Raw genomic sequence first — 16,695 nt, 5'->3', positions numbered from 1 at the left:
GAATCTTACAAAAAGAACTCATAAGCAAACATGAAACGCCGTCGTTTTTGTGCGCATGCAGTGCCATAAGGGCTTCTGTATATTGTGACTCAGGTCACACAGCGTTGTGACGGCAGCACGGTCGCGATCGCCCCGGGCCGGTACCCCATGCCGGGATCCGGGTGACGCATGGCAACCCGCTGCACAAGGGAACTTTGCCATATACCCCAAGAAAGATCGAGGAGGACCCCAAGTGGCAGAAGCAAAGAACAAGGTCGAAGACGTCAAGCCGACCCCCGAAGAGAAGCAGGCCGCAGCCCAGGCCGAGGTCGACACCCTGGTCGCCAAGGGTCTCAAGGCCCTGGATGAGTTCGAGAACCTCGACCAGAAGCAGGTTGACCGCATCGTCGCCAAGGCGTCCATCGCCGCGCTGAACAAGCACCTGGTCCTGGCCAAGATGGCCGTCGACGAGACCGGCCGTGGTCTCGTGGAGGATAAGGCCACCAAGAACATCTTCGCCTGCGAGCACGTGACCAACTACCTCGCCGGCCAGAAGACCGTCGGCATCATTCGTGAGGACGACGTCATGGGCATCGACGAAGTGGCCGAGCCGGTCGGCGTGGTCGCCGGCGTCACCCCGGTCACCAACCCGACCTCCACCGCCATCTTCAAGTCCCTCATCGCTCTGAAGACCCGCTGCCCGATTATCTTCGGCTTCCACCCGGGTGCCCAGAAGTGTTCCGTCGAAGCCGCCCGCATCGTGCGCGACGCGGCCATCGAGGCTGGTGCCCCGGCCAACTGCATCCAGTGGATCGAGCACCCGTCCATCGAGGCCACCGGCGCCCTGATGAAGCACCCGGGCATCGCCACCATCCTCGCCACCGGTGGTCCGGGCATGGTTAAGGCCGCCTACTCCTCCGGCAAGCCCGCCCTCGGCGTGGGCGCCGGCAACGCCCCGGCCTACATCGATTCCGATGTGGACATCGTGCGCGCCGCCAACGACCTGGTCCTCTCCAAGCACTTCGACTACGGCATGATCTGCGCCACCGAGCAGGCCATCATCGCCCACAAGGACGTCTACGCCCCGCTCATCAAGGAGCTCAAGCTGCGCAAGGCGTACTTCGTCAACGCCGAGGAGAAGGCCAAGCTGGAGCAGTACATGTTCGGCTGCACCGCCGGAAGCGGCCAGACGCCGAAGCTGAACTCCGTGGTGCCGGGCAAGTCCCCGCAGTTCATCGCCAAGGCCGCCGGCTTCGAGATCCCGGCCGATGCCACCATCATCGCCGCCGAATGCAAGGAAGTCTCCGACGACGAGCCGCTGACCCACGAGAAGCTCGCCCCGGTGCAGGCCGTGCTCAAGGCCGACTCCAAGGAGCAGGCCTTCGAGATGTGCGAGAAGATGCTCAAGCTGGGTGCCGGCCACACCGCCGCCATCCACACCAACAACCAGGAGCTCGTGCGCGAGTACGGCGTCCGCATGCACGCCTGCCGCATCATCTGGAACCAGCCTTCCTCCCTCGGCGGCATCGGCGACATCTACAACGCCATCGCCCCGTCCCTGACCCTGGGCTGCGGCTCCTACGGCGGCAACTCGGTGTCCGGCAACGTGCAGGCCGTGAACCTCGTCAACATCAAGCGCATCGCTCGGAGGAACAACAACATGCAGTGGTTCAAGATCCCGGCCAAGACCTACTTCGAGCCGAACGCCGTCAAGTACCTGCGCGACATGTACGGCATCGAGAAGGCCGTCATCGTGTGCGACAAGGTCATGGAGCAGCTCGGCATCGTCGACAAGATCATCGACCAGCTGCGCGCCCGCTCCAACCGCGTGACCTTCCGCATCATCGACTACGTGGAGCCGGAACCCTCCGTCGAGACCGTCGAAAAGGGCGCCGAGATGATGCGCGAGGAGTTCGAGCCGGACACCATCATCGCCGTCGGCGGCGGTTCCCCGATGGACGCCGCGAAGATCATGTGGCTGCTCTACGAGCACCCGGAAATCGCCTTCTCCGACGTCCGCGAGAAGTTCTTCGATATCCGCAAGCGCGCCTTCAAGATCCCGCCGCTGGGCAAGAAGGCCAAGCTCGTGTGCATCCCGACCTCCTCCGGCACCGGTTCCGAGGTCACGCCGTTCGCCGTGATCACCGACCACAAGACCGGCTACAAGTACCCGATCACCGACTACGCGCTGACCCCGTCCGTGGCCATCGTGGATCCGGTGCTGGCCCGCACCCAGCCGCGCAAGCTGGCCTCCGACGCCGGCTTCGACGCCCTGACCCACTCCTTCGAGGCCTACGTGTCCGTGTACGCCAACGACTTCACGGACGGCATGGCCCTGCACGCCGCCAAGCTCATCTGGGACAACCTGGCTGAGTCCGTCAACGGCGAGCCCGGCCTGGCCAAGACCGACGCCCAGGAGAAGATGCACAACGCCGCCACCATGGCCGGCATGGCCTTCGGCTCCGCGTTCCTCGGCATGTGCCACGGCATGGCCCACACCATCGGCGCCCTGTGCCACATCGCCCACGGCCGCACCAACTCCATCCTGCTGCCGTACGTGATCCGCTACAACGGCCAGATCCCGGAGGAGCCCACCTCCTGGCCGAAGTACAACAAGTACATCGCCCCGGAGCGCTACCAGGACATCGCCCGCAACCTCGGCATCGACACCGGCAAGACCCCGGCCGAGGCCGTCGAGAACCTGGCGAAGGCCGTGGAGGACTACCGCGACAACAAGCTCGGCATGAACAAGAGCTTCCAGGATTGCGGCGTGGACGAGGACTACTTCTGGAGCGTGCTCGACCAGATCGGCATGCGCGCCTACGAGGACCAGTGCACCCCGGCCAACCCGCGCATCCCGCTGATCAACGACATGAAGGACATCGCCGTGGCCGCCTACTACGGCGTCTCCCAGGCGGAAGGCCACAAGCTGCGCGTCGAGCGTGAAGGCGAGGCCGCCACCGAGGAAGCCTCCGAGCGCGTCTGATCGCCTGATTCCGGCCGCTAGCCGGATGCGTATATCGCATATATAAAGGAAGCCCGTCCACTCCCGGACGGGCTTCCTTTTAGCTCTGTTAAACCAAGATTGACATGTTCCCATTCTCGGCTCCCCTTGTCAGGGGAGCTGTCGACGAAGCTGACTGAGGGGTAGTCCGACGGAATTGTGCGAATCTTGGTTTAACAGAGCCTTCCTTTTTTGAGGGCTTCAGAATGTCATCAATACGGCCGCGAAAACGGCCAGGCTCGATGCCATCTCGACCAATCCCACCGCAATCGGTTTGATGTTGCGTTGCCGGGCAATCAGTGGCATGGCAATCGCCCTGGCCAGCAGCCACAGGCAGACAATCGCCGGCATCACGAACAATCGTCTGAATCCCAGCAGCCCCCACAGGCCGAATGCCGCGACCAGCAGCGTGCCATGCCAAATCCACGAGGCCCAGAGATATCCTCTATTGCCGCGTTCCCGAATCATCGTCTTCACGAACAGCACCGACCCGAACTGGGTGAGCAGAAAGACGATGGCGGCAGGCAGACCGCCGTTGGCGAGCGCCGGATACTTCGCGTCTGCCGCATGGGTGCCGAACGAGCCGACGGCCATCGCCATGGTGCAGGCGGCGAGGATCGCGACCGAATTGCCCCAGAGCGTCCGTTCTCGGCGCAGCCATGCGGCGACGAACGACAATGCGGCCAGCGTGGCGTATAACGGCGCCCACCACAGGACCGCCGGGTGGAAGATCACGAATGGAAGCCCGGCCGCGGCAAGCAATACCGTATATACGGCAACCGGCGGCGCGTAGCGGCGCGCGAATCGTGACTTGAGCCAACGCGCTACGGTGAATTGCGTGCAGTAACACAACACCCATGCGGCGAACAGCCAGACGGTGACCGCGTTCGTGCCACCTGCGATCATGCCGGCCAGCGCCGGCAGGAGCGCCATCGCCCATGCGCCGGGCTGATCGGGAATCCAGTCGCGAACGGCGGTTTTCCGGCGTGACGACGGGTGTGCTGCGGATGATGATGGCCGCCGCTGCAAGGTGGAGGGCTGTTCGCTCATGGTTCCCAAGGTATCAGGCCCGGGCCGTGTGCAACAGGGAGACTAGGCAAATCTGTGCGGCAGGGCGAAGCCATGACTTGTCACATGTGCAAGAGGGGAGGCGGAGGAGGCAGACCATGGCACTAGTAATGGATTGTGTTGCCTATACGTATATATACGTATAAGGCACGCGCATGCGTCTTCAATGAGCGGTGTCCCCCTCGGCGCTGGTGATGGCCTCGGCGATGTTGTCCCGGCTGAAATCGTGGTTTCGATATTCCGGGTCGTCCACCGGCAGATGCGTGACCAGCGTGTCGAACACCTGGCTATAGATTTTGCCGTGGCCGAGCACCGCGTCGAGCACATGGCCGCCGAAGGTGTGGTCGTCGGAAAGGAAATGCTCGTGGAACCCGGCCACGGCCGCACCGTGGAACATCACGGGGGAGAAGTAGCCCAGCATGGTGCCGGTCACGTCGTGGCGCAGGAAGATGGCCTGCCGGTCGGCAACCTCAAGCAACGTGGGGTAGGGCGCCTGCTGTTTGATGACGGCACGGGTCTTCATGAAGCTGAACGTGCCGTGCACGATCACGGAGAAGAAGCTGTTGGCGCGGCCGTTGGCCTCCACGATGCGCTTGTTGAGCTCCTCGAGGCCGATATCCGTGCGCTCGCATTGGTATTGGTAGGCTGCACGGTGCGAATTGGCGAACGGCATGGTGAAGTCGTCCGGTACCCGTTCGGCCACGCCGGACTGTCCGATCTTGTAGGCGATGCCGTCCAGGATGATGAGCTCGCCGTCCAGCCCCTCGCCGGTGCCGATGCCGGTGTCGCCGTGCCTGAGCAGCTCGCCGATGGTGGTGGTGCCCTCCAGCAGGCCCGGCACCAGCAGTGCCAACGTGCCGTGCTGGTACAACACGTTCGCGCCGTGCTCGGTGATGGGACGGATGTTCTTGGCCAACGATTGCGTCACGCCAGTCACGTTAATAGCCCCGCCCGGCCCGCACAATCCCCGTCCTCCCGCTCCGGACGTGACTTTCGCCACGAACCGATTGGCGGCGACACGCCCGAGTTCCTCAGGCCGCCGTTTAGTCCCGCCCGAATGCTTAGATAAACAAGTTGCCTGATTTGGGCTCGCAAATTGGAATTAAAAAAGCGAGCGCAGGCCGGAGTGCTTCGAAGGGAGCGGATGCCGGAGACTGCGCACTGATGTGGATGACCGCCAGAGGACTCATGTCCAATGGAGGGCATTACGCGCCGGTGCCCTAGAAGCAGGTTGGTAAACAGTACAACGAACATCGCTAGAAAGGGCGGACGGCAATGGCGGGACAGAAAATCCGCATCAGGCTTAAGTCCTATGACCACGAGGTCATCGACCAATCGGCGAAGAAGATCGTCGAAACGGTGACGAACGCGGGCGCAACTGTTGTTGGCCCCGTTCCGCTGCCGACCGAGAAGAACGTCTTTGTTGTTATTCGTTCTCCTCACAAGTACAAGGATTCTCGCGAGCACTTCGAGATGCGCACTCACAAGCGTCTCATCGACATCGTGGACCCGACCCCCAAGGCCGTGGACTCTCTGATGCACATCGATCTGCCTGCGGACGTCAACATCGAGATCAAGCTGTAAGGGAGGAGGAAGCATTATGTCTAATCGCAAGGCTCTGCTGGGCAAGAAGCTCGGCATGTCCCAGGTGTGGGATGAGAACGGCTTCTTCGTGCCCGTCACGCTCGTCGACGTGTCCACCAACGTGGTGACCGCCGTCAAGACCGAGGAGACCGACGGCTACAAGGCCGTGCAGCTCGGCTACGGCGCCATCGACCCGACCAAGGTGACCAAGCCGCTGGCTGGCCACTTCGCCAAGGCCGGTGTCACCCCGCGTCGCCACCTCGTCGAGGTGCGCACCGACAACGTCGAGGAGTTCGAGGCTGGCCAGGAACTGGCCGCCGACCTCTTCGAGGAAGGTGCCGAGGTCGATGTGACCGGCACCACCAAGGGTAAGGGCTTCGCCGGCACCATCAAGCGCTGGGGCTTCAAGTCCTACCGTCGTTCCCACGGCTCTCACAAGAACGAGCGCCGTCCTGGCTCCGTGGGCGCATGCGCCACTCCGAGCCGTATTCTCAAGGGCAAGCGCATGGCTGGCCGCATGGGTCATGTGACCTCCACCGTGCAGAACCTGACCGTCGTCTCCGCTGATGTCGAGAACGGCATCATCGCCATCAAGGGTGCCGTCCCCGGCCCCAAGGGCGGCATCGTTCTCGTCCGCTCGGCTGTGAAGGGAGCCTGATAAACCATGGCAAACGTTACTCTGAACGTCACCGACGCCAAGGGCCAGGCCACCGGTACCATCGAAGCCCCCGCTGAGCTCTTCGGTATCTCCAACGAGGATATCCAGGCTCACGTGCCGCTGGTCCACCAGGTCGTCATCGCCCAGCTCGCGGCTGCCCGCCAGGGCACCCACGCCGTCAAGAACCAGTCCAAGGTCTCCGGCGGCGGCAAGAAGCCGTGGAAGCAGAAGGGCACCGGTCGCGCTCGTCAGGGCTCGACCCGCGCTCCGCAGTGGGTCCACGGTGGCGTCATCCACGGCCCGGTGCCGCGTAGCTACGCCCAGCGCACCCCCAAGAAGATGAAGGCCGCGGCCCTGCGCTACGTCCTGTCCGATCGCGCCAACGCCGGTCGCATCGCCGTTGTGGACTTCGGCATCACCGATACCCCGTCCACCAAGGCCGCTCTCGCCGCGCTGAACCCGATCACCGCCGACAAGTTCGCCACGATTGTCTTCACTCGCGACAACATCAACGAGTGGCTCTCCGTGCGCAACCTGCCGAACGTTCACCCGATTTTCGTCGATCAGCTCAACACGTACGACGTGGTCACCGCGCAGTACGTGGTCTTCACCAAGGAAGCCTTCGAGGCTTTCGTGGCTGCCAAGACCGAGCCGAAGGAGGCCTGATTTAGATGGTCGCTATCCACAAGCCCGCTCACGACGTGATCCTGAAGCCCGTCGTCTCCGAGAAGAGCTACGCCGCTTCCGACCGTGGCCAGTACACCTTCGTGGTTGCTAAGGACGCCAACAAGGTCCAGATCAAGCAGGCAATCGAAGAGATCTTCAAGGTCAAGGTGACGAACGTCAACACCCTCAACCGCGCTGGCAAGAAGCAGCGCACCCGCACCGGTTTCGGCTACCGTGCTTCCCAGAAGCGCGCGATCGTGACCGTCGCCGAGGGCCAGACGATCGACATCTTCGGCAACTGAAGGCTAGCCGAGAAAAGTTAAAGGAAGAACTACATTATGGCTATCCGCGTTTACAAGCCGACGACCGCAGGCCGCCGCAACGCTTCTGTCTCGGATTTCTCCGAGCTGACGCGCTCCACGCCTGAGAAGTCGCTGGTTCGCAAGAACTCCAAGACCGGCGGTCGTAACTCCTACGGCCGTATCACCTCCCGTCACCGCGGTGGCGGCCACAAGCGCCAGTACCGTCTCATCGACTTCAAGCGTTGGGACAAGGACGGCGTGCCCGCCAAGGTTGCCGAGATCGAGTACGATCCGAACCGTTCCGCCCGCATCGCCCTCCTGCACTTCGCTGATGGCGAGAAGCGCTACATCATCGCGCCGAAGGGCATCAAGCAGGGTGACGTCATCGAGACCGGTGCCCAGGCCGATATCAAGCCGGGCAACAACCTGCCGCTGGCCAACATCCCGACCGGTACCGTGGTCCACGCGATCGAGCTCCGCCCGCTCGGCGGCGCCAAGATCGCCCGCTCCGCCGGTGCCGCCGTCCAGCTCGTCGCCAAGGATGGCGCCTACGCCCAGCTGCGTATGCCGTCCGGCGAAATCCGCAACGTCGATGCGCGCTGCCGCGCCACCATCGGCGAGGTCGGCAACGAGGACCACGCCAACATCCAGCTCGGCAAGGCTGGCCGCGCCCGCTGGATCGGCCACCGTCCGATCACCCGTGGTGAGTCCATGAACCCGGTCGACCACCCGCACGGCGGTCGTACCCGCGGTGGTAAGCCGCCGGTCTCTCCGTGGGGCAAGGGCGAGGTTCGTACTCGTCGTCCGAAGAAGGCTTCGAACAAGATGATTGTTCGTCGCCGTCCGTCCGGCAAGAACCGCAAGTAAGGGAGTATCGAGAAGATGACTCGTAGCATCAAGAAGGGCCCCTTCGTCGACGCCCACTTGCAGAAGAAAGTCGACGAGCAGAACGAGAAGGGCACCAAGAACGTCATCAAGACGTGGTCCCGTCGTTCGATGATCACCCCTGACTTCATCGGACACACCTTCGCCGTTCACGATGGTCGCAAGCATGTCCCGGTGTTCGTCACCGAGGCCATGGTTGGTCACAAGCTGGGTGAGTTCGCCCCCACGAAGACCTTCAAGGGTCACGTGAAGGACGACAAGAAGGCCCGCCGCTAAAGGATAAGGAAAAGAACATGGAAGCTAAAGCAATCGCTCGTCACGTCCGCGTGACGCCGCGCAAGGCTCGCCGCATGGTCGACCTCATCCGCGGCAAGAAGGCGACCGAAGCCGTCACCATTTTGAAGTTCGCCCCTCAGGCCGCGGCCCTGCCGGTCCGCAAGACCCTGGAGAGCGCCATCGCCAACGCCCGCGTGAAGGCCGACAAGGCCGGCGAGCCGTTCCGCGAGAACGACCTGTACATCAAGGAGACCTTCGTTGACGAAGGCGTGACCCTCAAGCGCTTCCGCGCTCGTGCCCAGGGCCGTGCCGCTCGCATCAACAAGCGCACCTCCCACATCACGGTCGTCGTGGCTAACAAGGAAGGAGCCCGCTAAAGATGGGTCAGAAGATCAATCCGTTTGGCTACCGTCTGGGCATCACCGAGAACCACCGCTCCAAGTGGTTCTCCGACTCCAACAAGGCCGGCGAACGCTACCGCGACTTCGTGCTTGAGGACGATCAGATCCGCAAGGAGATGAACAAGGACCTCGAGCGCGCCGGCGTGAGCAAGATCGTGATCGAGCGCACCCGTGACCGCGTCCGCGTCGACATTCACACCGCCCGTCCGGGCATCGTGATCGGTCGCCGTGGCGCCGAGGCCGAGAAGGTCCGCGCCAAGCTGGAGAAGATGACCGGCAAGCAGGTTCAGCTCAACATCTTCGAGGTCAAGAACGCCGCGCTGGACGCCCAGCTCGTCGCTCAGGGCATCGCCGAGCAGCTGACCAACCGCGTCACCTTCCGTCGTGCCATGCGCAAGGCCCAGCAGGACGCAATGCGCGCCGGTGCCAAGGGTATCCGCATCAAGCTCTCCGGCCGCCTCGGCGGTGCGGAAATGAGCCGTTCCGAGTTCTACCGTGAGGGCCGCGTTCCGCTGCAGACCCTCCGCGCCCTCATCGATTACGGTTTCTTTGAGGCCAAGACCACGTACGGCCGCATCGGCGTCAAGGTCTGGATCTACAAGGGCGACATGACCGAATCCGAGTTCGAAGAGCAGCAGGCTCAGCAGAACAACAACCGCCCGGGCCGTCGCGGCGATCGCCGTCCGCGCCGTGGCAACCGTTCTGCCGCCCCGCAGGCTGCCGAGGCCGCGAAGGCCGAGGCTCCCGCTGCCGAAGCTGCAGAGACGAAGGAGTGAGCAAGAATGCTTATCCCCAAGAGGACTAAGTACCGCAAGCAGCACCGCCCCGTGCGTTCTGGCATGTCCAAGGGCGGCAACGAGATCAACTTCGGTGATTTCGCCATCCAGTCCCTCGCCCCGGCCTACGTGACCAACCGTCAGATCGAAGCCGCCCGTATCGCCATGACCCGCTACATCAAGCGTGGTGGCCGCGTGTGGATCACGGTCTTCCCGGATCGTCCGCTGACCAAGCACGCCCTCGGCGCCCGAATGGGTTCCGGTAAGGGTGCCCCGGAGTTCTGGGTCGCCAACATCCGTCCCGGTCGTGTGATGTTCGAGATCGGTGGCGTGTCCGAGGATGTCGCTCGCGAGGCCCTGCGCCGCGCCATCGACAAGCTCCCGATGAAGTGCCGCATTATCGCACGTGAAGGTGGTGATATCTGATGGCAGTCGGTACCGCTGAGTACTCCATCAAGAATCTCAACGAGAAGACCAACGAGGAGATCGAGGGCTTCCTGAAGAAGTCCAAGGAAGAGCTGTTCAACCTGCGCTTCCAGTCCGCCACCGGTCAGCTCGATAACACTGCCCGTCTCAAGGCCGTCAAGCACGATATCGCCCGCATGTACACCGTGCTGCGCGAGCGCGAGCTTGGCATCAGCCAGGAGCCGGCCGCTACCGAATCCAAGGAGAAGTGATTATGGCTGAAGAGCGTAACTTCCGTAAGGTTCGCCGCGGCTACGTCGTGTCCGAAGCCATGGACAAGACGATCACCGTCGAGCTCGAGAAGCGCGCGACCCACCCGCTGTACGGCAAGGTTGTGCGTACCACCAAGAAGGTCAAGGCCCATGATGAACACAACGAAGCCCACGTTGGCGACCTCGTGAGTATCATGGAGACTCGTCCTCTGAGCAAGACCAAGCGCTGGCGTCTCGAGTCCATCATCGAGCGCGCCAAGTAAAAACAAGTTCGGCAAGGCTCGCCGTCCACCGGGCGCGGTTAGATAGATGTTCTGTGCGTTTATCCGACCGCGCCCGGTGTGCGGGGAGAACCAGCTCGGCTAAGGAGAATCAATGATTCAGCAGGAAACGCGGCTTCATGTCGCCGACAACACGGGTGCGAAGGAACTCCTCGCCATCCGCGTGCTCGGCGGATCGAAGCGACGCTATGCCGGCATCGGCGACGTGATCGTCGCCTCCGTCAAGGATGCGATCCCTGGCGGGTCGGTCAAGAAGGGCGATGTGGTCAAGGCCGTCGTCGTCCGTACTGTCAAGGAATCCCGTCGTGCGGACGGTTCCTACATCAAGTTCGACGAGAACGCCGCCGTCATTCTCGGCTCCGGCCGTGAACCGAAGGGCACTCGTATCTTCGGACCGGTTGGTCGTGAACTGCGTGAGCACAAGTTCATGAAGATCGTGTCCCTCGCCCCGGAGGTGATCTGACATGGTAGCCAAGATCAAGAGCGGCGACCTGGTGAAGGTCATCCGCGGCAAGGACCGCGGCAAGGAAGGCACCGTCAAGCAGGTGCTGCCGAACGACCGACTGATCGTCGAAGGCGTGCAGATCGTCAAGAAGCACGTGCGCGCCACGCAGCAGGGCCAGCAGGCTGGCATCGTCTCCGTCGAGGCTCCGATCCATCGCTCCAACGTGATGGTCATCGACCCGGAGACCAAGCAGCCGACCCGCGTGGGCGTCACCATCAAGGAAGAGGCGCGTGACGGCAAGGTGAAGACCGTGCGCGTGCGCGTCGCCAAGAAGTCCGGAAAGGAGCTGGCATGACCGATACTACCGTCGTCGAAGCGCCGGCCACCCCGCGCTTGAAGGTCAAGTACAACGAGCAGATCATCCCTGAGCTGGAGAAGGAGTTCAAGTACTCCAACCCGATGCAGGTCGCTCGTGTGCAGAAGGTCGTCGTCTCCATGGGTGTCGGTGCCGCCGCTCGCGACTCCAAGCTCATCGAAGGCGCCGTCAAGGACCTCACCGTGATCACCGGTCAGAAGCCGAAGATCACCAAGGCCAAGAAGTCCGTCGCTCAGTTCCACCTGCGTGAGGGCCAGGCCATCGGTGCGTACGTCACCCTGCGTGGCGACCGCATGTGGGAGTTCCTGGATCGTCTGCTGACCCTGGCGCTGCCCCGCATCCGCGACTTCCGCGGTATCAACGGCCACCAGTTCGATGGCCAGGGCAACTACAACTTTGGTCTCACCGAGCAGTCCATGTTCCACGAGATCGATCCCGATTCAATCGATCACGTGCGCGGTATGGACATCACTGTGGTGACCTCCACCAAGGACGACAAGGAAGCTTACGCGCTGCTCAAGCACCTCGGCTTCCCCTTCAAGGAGAACTGATATGGCAAAAACCGCTCTGAAGAACAAGGCGGCCGGCAAGCCGAAGTTCAAGGTTCGCGCCTACACGCGCTGCCAGGTTTGTGGTCGTCCCCACTCCGTCTACCGCAAGTTCGGCCTGTGCCGCATCTGCCTTCGTGAGAAGGCTCACCGCGGCGAGCTGCCCGGCGTTACGAAGTCCAGTTGGTAAACATCGACGCTGAAGGTCCGCGGCCCGATCGCTTCCTCAAGTGAAGCGTGAGGGCGGCGGAAACCATAGCGAGAAAGGGCAACAAGCCCAAATGACAATGACAGATCCGATCGCAGACATGCTGACTCGTCTGCGTAACGCGAGCGCGGCTAAGCACGAAACCGTGGATATGCCGTACTCCAAGTTCAAGGCGAACATCGCCGAGATCCTGAAGCGTGAAGGCTACATCAAGGACTTCACCGCCAAGGAAGCCAAGGTCGGCCAGACTCTTGAGGTCACCCTCAAGTACGGTCCGAACGGTGAGCGTTCCATTCAGGGCATCAAGCGCATCTCCAAGCCGGGCCTGCGTCGCTACGCCAAGTCCGACTCCCTGCCGATGCCGCTCGGTGGCCTGGGTATCGCCATCATCTCGACCTCCTCGGGACTGCTGACTCAGAAGGAATGCCTCGACCGAGGCATTGGCGGCGAGATTGTCGCCTTCGTGTGGTGAGAAAGGAGAGCTGAAACATGGCATCGCATATTGGTAAGCTCCCCATCGCCATCCCTGCTGGCGTGGAAGTCACGATTGACGGTCAGTCCTTCTCCGCCAAGGGCGCCAAGGGCTCTGACTCCTACACCCTGCCGGAAGGCATCACTGCCGCCGTCGAGGGCAACGAGATCATCGTTACCCCGGCTGACGACCTGCGTCCGACCCGTGCCAAGCACGGTCTGGCCCGCTCCATCATGGCCGGTATGGTCAAGGGCGTGCACGATGGCTACTCCAAGACCCTGCAGATCGTCGGCACCGGTTACCGTGCCGTCGCCAAGGGCCAGGGCATCGAGTTCTTCCTCGGCTACTCCCACACCATCACTGTCAACCCGCCTGCCGGCATCACCTTCGAGGTTCCGAACCCGAACACCGTGATCGTCAAGGGCATCGACAAGCAGACCGTGGGTCAGGTCGCCGCCAACATCCGCAAGCTGCGTGCTCCGGAACCCTACAAGGGCAAGGGCATCAAGTACGCTGACGAGCACATCCTGCGCAAGGCTGGAAAGGCTGGTAAGTGATATGAGCGTCAAGATTCTCGGAAAAGGCAAGAAGGTCGCCCTCAAGCGCCGTCACGCACGTATCCGCAAGCGTATCTCCGGTACCCCCGAGCGTCCGCGCCTGGTGGTCACCCGCTCCAACCGCCACATGGTTGCCCAGGTGGTCGACGACACCAAGGGCATGACCCTCGTGTCCGCCTCCACCCTGCAGGCCGACTTCGCCGGCTTTGAGGGCACCAAGGTCGAGGCCGCCAAGAAGGTCGGCGAGCTGATCGCCGAGAAGGCCAAGGCCGCCGGCATCACCGAGGTCGTCTTCGACCGCGGTGGCAACAAGTACACCGGTCGCGTCGCAGCCGTTGCTGAAGGCGCCCGCGAGGGAGGTCTTGCACTGTGAGCGACAACGAAACGAAGGAAACCCAAGTGGCTGAAGAGACTCAGAACACTGTGGCGACCGAATCCAACAACGAGGACCGCAAGGGTCGTCGTGGCCAGCGCGGCGAAGGCCGTCGCGGCGAGCGTCGCAACCGTCGTGAGGAGAACCACGGCGACGAGCTGCTCGATCGCGTGGTGACCATCAACCGCGTGTCCAAGACCCACAAGGGTGGCCGTACCTTCAGCTTCGCCGCCCTGGTTGTGGTCGGCGACGGCAACGGCACCGTGGGTGTCGGCTACGGCAAGTCCCGTGAGGTCCCGGCCGCCATCGCCAAGGGCCAGCTTGACGCCAAGAAGCACATGTTCACTGTGCCGCGCGTCAAGGGCACCATCACCCACCCGGTTCAGGGTCACGACGCCGCCGGCACCGTCCTGCTGCGTCCGGCCGCTCCCGGTACCGGTGTAATCGCCGGCGGTTCCGTGCGCGCCGTCATGGAGTGCGCGGGCATCACCGACGTCCTGTCCAAGTCGATGGGCTCCGCCACCGCCGTCAACGTGGTGCGCGCTACCGTCGACGCCCTCAAGCAGCTTGAGGAGCCGGAGGAGATCGCCGCTCGTCGTGGCCTGTCCCTCAACGAGGTCGCTCCCGACGCTCTGCTGCGTGCTCGCGCCGAAGGCATCGCCGAGGCCCGCAAGGCTCGTGAAGAGGCTGCCGCCAAGGCCGCTGCTGACGAGAAGGATGGTGAGTGATTCCCATGGCTAAGAACCTGAAGATTACCCTGCACCACGGCATCGTGAACCGTACCCCGGCTCAGCGCGCCACCGTCAAGACCCTCGGCCTGAACAAGATCGGCAAGACCGTCGTCCGTCCGGACACCCCGGCCAACCGTGGTCTGGTGAACGCCGTGCGTCACCTGGTCACCGTCGAGGAGGTTGACTGATTATGGCAGATAACGAGATCCTGCAGATGCATGACCTGAAGCCCGCCCCGGGCGCCAACCGCGATCGCATTCGCGTTGGCCGCGGTGAAGGCTCCAAGGGCAAGACCGCCGGCCGTGGCGCCAAGGGCCAGACGAAGCGTTACCACGTTCGTCCGGGCTTCGAAGGTGGCCAGCTGCCGCTGTACATGCGCCTGCCGAAGCTGCGTGGCTTCAAGAACCCGTTCAAGGTCGAATTCCAGGTGGTCAACATCGCCAAGCTCGCTGAGGTCTTCCCTCAGGGCGGCGAGATCACCGCGGCCGACCTGGTCGCCAAGGGTGTTGTGCGCAACAACGCCCCGGTGAAGGTCCTGGGCGAAGGCGAGACCACCGTTGCGTTCACGCTCAAGGGCGTGAAGGCTTCGGCTTCCGCCAAGGCCAAGATCGAAGCCGCTGGCGGCTCCGTCTCCGAGGACTGAGCGTCCTTAGGGGCACAATAGCCTGATAGTGGCCCCCGCCCGCCAATCGGTGGACGGGGGCCACTACGCATAAGAAGCCGATTTGGCCGACCATAATAGCCGCGGCTTCGATTCGTACGTCCGATTCCCGTTCGTACGGTCATTCTGAGCGCAGTGGAGCACCGGCGACCCGTCCGTGTGTGTTCCGTATCATCCTCTGCATCCAGCGTCGAAGACATTCCCATCACGTATTGAGAACACCGTTGTTTTCGACCCGAACGGCACCCTGCACACTCGCAGATGCCTCACCTCGTTCAGCATGACAGATACCATCCAGCAAACATCCACGAGACATCTGGTGGCCTAAGTAGGCCCGTTAGACTATGCTCGTTTGATAGTTTGTGTAATTTCGCACGCCCGAGGGGGCGTCATAGGGAGGAAACCCAGGTGAGGACACTAATCCAGGCCCTGAAGACCAAAGAGCTGAGGAAGAAGATTCTCTTCGTCCTGTTCATCATCATCGTCTACCGTATCGGCTCGTTCATCCCGACCCCGGGCGTCAAGTACTCGGTCGTCCAGGATTGCATGGGCAAGATGCAGACCGCGTCCGAGAACTTCATCGGACTGGTGAACCTCTTCTCCGGTGGCGCCATGCTCCAGCTGTCCATCTTCGCGCTGGGCGTCATGCCGTACATCACCGCCTCCATCGTGGTACAGCTGCTGCGCGTGGTCATCCCTCGCTTCGAGGCCCTGCACAAGGAAGGCCAGTCCGGCGAGGCCAAGCTCACCCAGTACACCCGTTACCTGACCATCGGCCTGGCCGTGCTCCAGTCCACCACCATCCTCGTCACCGCCCGCTCTGGCGCCCTGTTCAACTACCAGTGCGACCAGGTCATCCCGGACGGCTCCGTGTGGAACCTCGTGGTCATGGTCCTCATCATGACCGGCGGCACCGGCCTGATCATGTGGATGGCCGAGCTCATCACCGACAAGGGCATCGGCCAGGGCATGTCCATCCTGATCTTCATGTCCATCTGCTCCGGCTTCCTGCCGCAGCTGTGGGAGATCGGTTGGGGCACCAACGGCACCGATGGCGACTGGGCCAAGTTCGGCATCGTCGTCTCCGTGCTCGTGGTCATCCTCATCTTCGTCGACTTCGTCGAGCTGTGCCAGCGCCGCGTGCCGGTGCAGTACACCCGCCGCATGATCGGCCGCAAGATGTACGGCGGTTCCTCCACCTACCTGCCGCTCAAGATCAACATGTCCGGCGTGATTCCGCCGATTTTCGCCTCCTCGATCCTCGCCATCCCGACCCTGATCGCCCAGTTCGGCAAGTCCGACCAGTCCTGGGTCAAGTGGATCAACTCCAACCTGGCGAACACCACCTCCGTGTGGTACATCGCGCTCTACGCGCTGATGATCGTGTTCTTCTGCTTCTTCTACACCTCGATCACGTTCAACCCGGACGAGACGGCGGACAACATGAAGCAGTACGGCGGCTTCATCCCCGGCATCCGCGCCGGCAGCGCCACCTCCCGCTACCTGACCTACGTCATGAACCGACTCAACACCGTCGGTGCGGTCTACCTGCTGTTCGTGGCCCTGATCCCGACCGTGCTCATCATGGCCCTCGGCCTCAACGCCAAGCTGCCGTTCGGTGGCACCACCATCCTGATCATCGCCGGCGTGGGCCTCGACACCCTGCGCCAGGCCAAGGCCCAGACCGAGCAGTTCCAGTACACCGGCTTCCTGCTCGAGAACGTGGACCACAAGGAAGGCAAGTAAACCTTTCCGATGCGGTATCGG

Annotated in this window: 25 protein-coding genes; 23 read left to right on the top strand and 2 right to left on the bottom strand. The window is 62.7% G+C overall.

Annotation, left to right across the window (positions count from 1 at the left end):
- Positions 1 to 232 precede the first annotated feature (232 nt).
- A complete protein-coding gene (gene adhE, locus DF196_RS08945) occupies positions 233 to 2,965 on the top strand; it encodes a bifunctional acetaldehyde-CoA/alcohol dehydrogenase (RefSeq protein ID WP_109057487.1) in 2,733 nt (910 codons plus the stop codon).
- A gap of 219 nt (positions 2,966 to 3,184) precedes the next feature.
- Here adhE and DF196_RS08940 read toward each other — a convergent pair whose 3' ends face one another.
- The gene (locus DF196_RS08940) at positions 3,185 to 4,033 is read right to left on the bottom strand and encodes a YwiC-like family protein (RefSeq protein WP_109057486.1); all 849 of its coding nucleotides are present in this window, start codon (positions 4,031 to 4,033) and stop codon (positions 3,185 to 3,187) included.
- Positions 4,034 to 4,214: 181 nt separating this feature from the next.
- Entirely contained in the window at positions 4,215 to 4,979 is a 765-nt protein-coding gene (gene budA, locus DF196_RS08935; protein WP_109057485.1) for an acetolactate decarboxylase, read from the bottom strand.
- 347 nt (positions 4,980 to 5,326) lie between these two features.
- On the opposite strand from budA, the gene rpsJ reads away from it, so the two are divergent.
- The 22 genes from rpsJ to secY all read left to right on the top strand — a co-directional run bounded on the left by rpsJ (position 5,327) and on the right by secY (position 16,674).
- Complete coding sequence (gene rpsJ / locus DF196_RS08930) at positions 5,327 to 5,635, top strand: 30S ribosomal protein S10 (RefSeq protein ID WP_003808013.1); 309 nt, start codon at positions 5,327 to 5,329, stop codon at positions 5,633 to 5,635.
- A 16-nt stretch (positions 5,636 to 5,651) separates the two neighbouring features.
- Positions 5,652 to 6,293, top strand: a complete 642-nt coding sequence (rplC, locus tag DF196_RS08925) for a 50S ribosomal protein L3 (RefSeq protein WP_109057484.1) — start codon at positions 5,652 to 5,654, stop codon at positions 6,291 to 6,293.
- A gap of 6 nt (positions 6,294 to 6,299) precedes the next feature.
- A complete protein-coding gene (gene rplD, locus DF196_RS08920; RefSeq protein WP_109057483.1) occupies positions 6,300 to 6,959 on the top strand; it encodes a 50S ribosomal protein L4 in 660 nt (219 codons plus the stop codon).
- Between the two features lie 5 nt (positions 6,960 to 6,964).
- Positions 6,965 to 7,261 (top strand): 50S ribosomal protein L23, encoded by a 297-nt coding sequence (gene rplW, locus DF196_RS08915; RefSeq protein WP_109057482.1) that lies wholly within the window; start codon positions 6,965 to 6,967, stop codon positions 7,259 to 7,261.
- A gap of 36 nt (positions 7,262 to 7,297) precedes the next feature.
- Positions 7,298 to 8,128 carry a 50S ribosomal protein L2 gene (rplB, locus tag DF196_RS08910; RefSeq protein WP_109057481.1) on the top strand — a complete coding sequence of 277 codons (831 nt, stop codon included), beginning with the start codon at positions 7,298 to 7,300 and terminating at the stop codon, positions 8,126 to 8,128.
- A gap of 15 nt (positions 8,129 to 8,143) precedes the next feature.
- The gene (rpsS, locus tag DF196_RS08905; RefSeq protein WP_003814508.1) at positions 8,144 to 8,422 is read left to right on the top strand and encodes a 30S ribosomal protein S19; all 279 of its coding nucleotides are present in this window, start codon (positions 8,144 to 8,146) and stop codon (positions 8,420 to 8,422) included.
- 17 nt (positions 8,423 to 8,439) lie between these two features.
- Complete coding sequence (gene rplV, locus DF196_RS08900; RefSeq protein ID WP_109057480.1) at positions 8,440 to 8,799, top strand: 50S ribosomal protein L22; 360 nt, start codon at positions 8,440 to 8,442, stop codon at positions 8,797 to 8,799.
- Between the two features lie 2 nt (positions 8,800 to 8,801).
- Positions 8,802 to 9,599: a 30S ribosomal protein S3 gene (gene rpsC / locus DF196_RS08895; protein WP_109057479.1), complete on the top strand. Its 798-nt coding sequence runs from the start codon at positions 8,802 to 8,804 to the stop codon at positions 9,597 to 9,599.
- A gap of 6 nt (positions 9,600 to 9,605) precedes the next feature.
- Positions 9,606 to 10,025 (top strand): 50S ribosomal protein L16, encoded by a 420-nt coding sequence (rplP, locus tag DF196_RS08890; RefSeq protein ID WP_109057478.1) that lies wholly within the window; start codon positions 9,606 to 9,608, stop codon positions 10,023 to 10,025.
- Positions 10,025 to 10,276, top strand: coding sequence for a 50S ribosomal protein L29 (gene rpmC / locus DF196_RS08885; RefSeq protein WP_109057477.1), 252 nt, complete (start codon positions 10,025 to 10,027; stop codon positions 10,274 to 10,276). Before rplP ends, rpmC begins: the two co-directional genes overlap by 1 nt.
- A 2-nt stretch (positions 10,277 to 10,278) precedes the next feature.
- Entirely contained in the window at positions 10,279 to 10,539 is a 261-nt protein-coding gene (rpsQ, locus tag DF196_RS08880; protein WP_094666732.1) for a 30S ribosomal protein S17, read from the top strand.
- Between the two features lie 112 nt (positions 10,540 to 10,651).
- Complete coding sequence (rplN, locus tag DF196_RS08875; RefSeq protein WP_003829893.1) at positions 10,652 to 11,020, top strand: 50S ribosomal protein L14; 369 nt, start codon at positions 10,652 to 10,654, stop codon at positions 11,018 to 11,020.
- A gap of 1 nt (position 11,021) precedes the next feature.
- Positions 11,022 to 11,357 carry a 50S ribosomal protein L24 gene (rplX, locus tag DF196_RS08870; RefSeq protein ID WP_094666734.1) on the top strand — a complete coding sequence of 112 codons (336 nt, stop codon included), beginning with the start codon at positions 11,022 to 11,024 and terminating at the stop codon, positions 11,355 to 11,357.
- Complete coding sequence (gene rplE / locus DF196_RS08865; RefSeq protein ID WP_109057476.1) at positions 11,354 to 11,929, top strand: 50S ribosomal protein L5; 576 nt, start codon at positions 11,354 to 11,356, stop codon at positions 11,927 to 11,929. The genes rplX and rplE overlap by 4 nt, the downstream gene beginning before the upstream one ends.
- Before the next feature lies 1 nt (position 11,930).
- A complete protein-coding gene (locus DF196_RS08860) occupies positions 11,931 to 12,116 on the top strand; it encodes a type Z 30S ribosomal protein S14 (protein ID WP_003814530.1) in 186 nt (61 codons plus the stop codon).
- A 91-nt stretch (positions 12,117 to 12,207) separates the two neighbouring features.
- Positions 12,208 to 12,606, top strand: coding sequence for a 30S ribosomal protein S8 (rpsH, locus tag DF196_RS08855; RefSeq protein WP_003829896.1), 399 nt, complete (start codon positions 12,208 to 12,210; stop codon positions 12,604 to 12,606).
- Between the two features lie 17 nt (positions 12,607 to 12,623).
- Positions 12,624 to 13,163: a 50S ribosomal protein L6 gene (gene rplF, locus DF196_RS08850; RefSeq protein ID WP_109057475.1), complete on the top strand. Its 540-nt coding sequence runs from the start codon at positions 12,624 to 12,626 to the stop codon at positions 13,161 to 13,163.
- Between the two features lies 1 nt (position 13,164).
- The gene (rplR, locus tag DF196_RS08845; RefSeq protein ID WP_109057474.1) at positions 13,165 to 13,536 is read left to right on the top strand and encodes a 50S ribosomal protein L18; all 372 of its coding nucleotides are present in this window, start codon (positions 13,165 to 13,167) and stop codon (positions 13,534 to 13,536) included.
- Positions 13,533 to 14,264, top strand: coding sequence for a 30S ribosomal protein S5 (rpsE, locus tag DF196_RS08840; RefSeq protein WP_109057473.1), 732 nt, complete (start codon positions 13,533 to 13,535; stop codon positions 14,262 to 14,264). Before rplR ends, rpsE begins: the two co-directional genes overlap by 4 nt.
- Positions 14,265 to 14,269: 5 nt before the next feature.
- Positions 14,270 to 14,455: a 50S ribosomal protein L30 gene (gene rpmD / locus DF196_RS08835; protein WP_094666801.1), complete on the top strand. Its 186-nt coding sequence runs from the start codon at positions 14,270 to 14,272 to the stop codon at positions 14,453 to 14,455.
- Between the two features lie 2 nt (positions 14,456 to 14,457).
- Positions 14,458 to 14,910 carry a 50S ribosomal protein L15 gene (gene rplO / locus DF196_RS08830; protein WP_109057472.1) on the top strand — a complete coding sequence of 151 codons (453 nt, stop codon included), beginning with the start codon at positions 14,458 to 14,460 and terminating at the stop codon, positions 14,908 to 14,910.
- A gap of 426 nt (positions 14,911 to 15,336) precedes the next feature.
- Positions 15,337 to 16,674: a preprotein translocase subunit SecY gene (gene secY, locus DF196_RS08825; RefSeq protein ID WP_109057471.1), complete on the top strand. Its 1,338-nt coding sequence runs from the start codon at positions 15,337 to 15,339 to the stop codon at positions 16,672 to 16,674.
- Positions 16,675 to 16,695 lie beyond the last annotated feature (21 nt).

This window comes from Bifidobacterium callitrichidarum, from assembly GCF_003129905.1.
Taxonomy (GTDB): Bacteria; Actinomycetota; Actinomycetes; order Actinomycetales; family Bifidobacteriaceae; genus Bifidobacterium; species Bifidobacterium callitrichidarum.
Note: the sequence above shows the minus strand (reverse complement) of the source record. Positions and strands in the feature narration are given on the sequence as shown.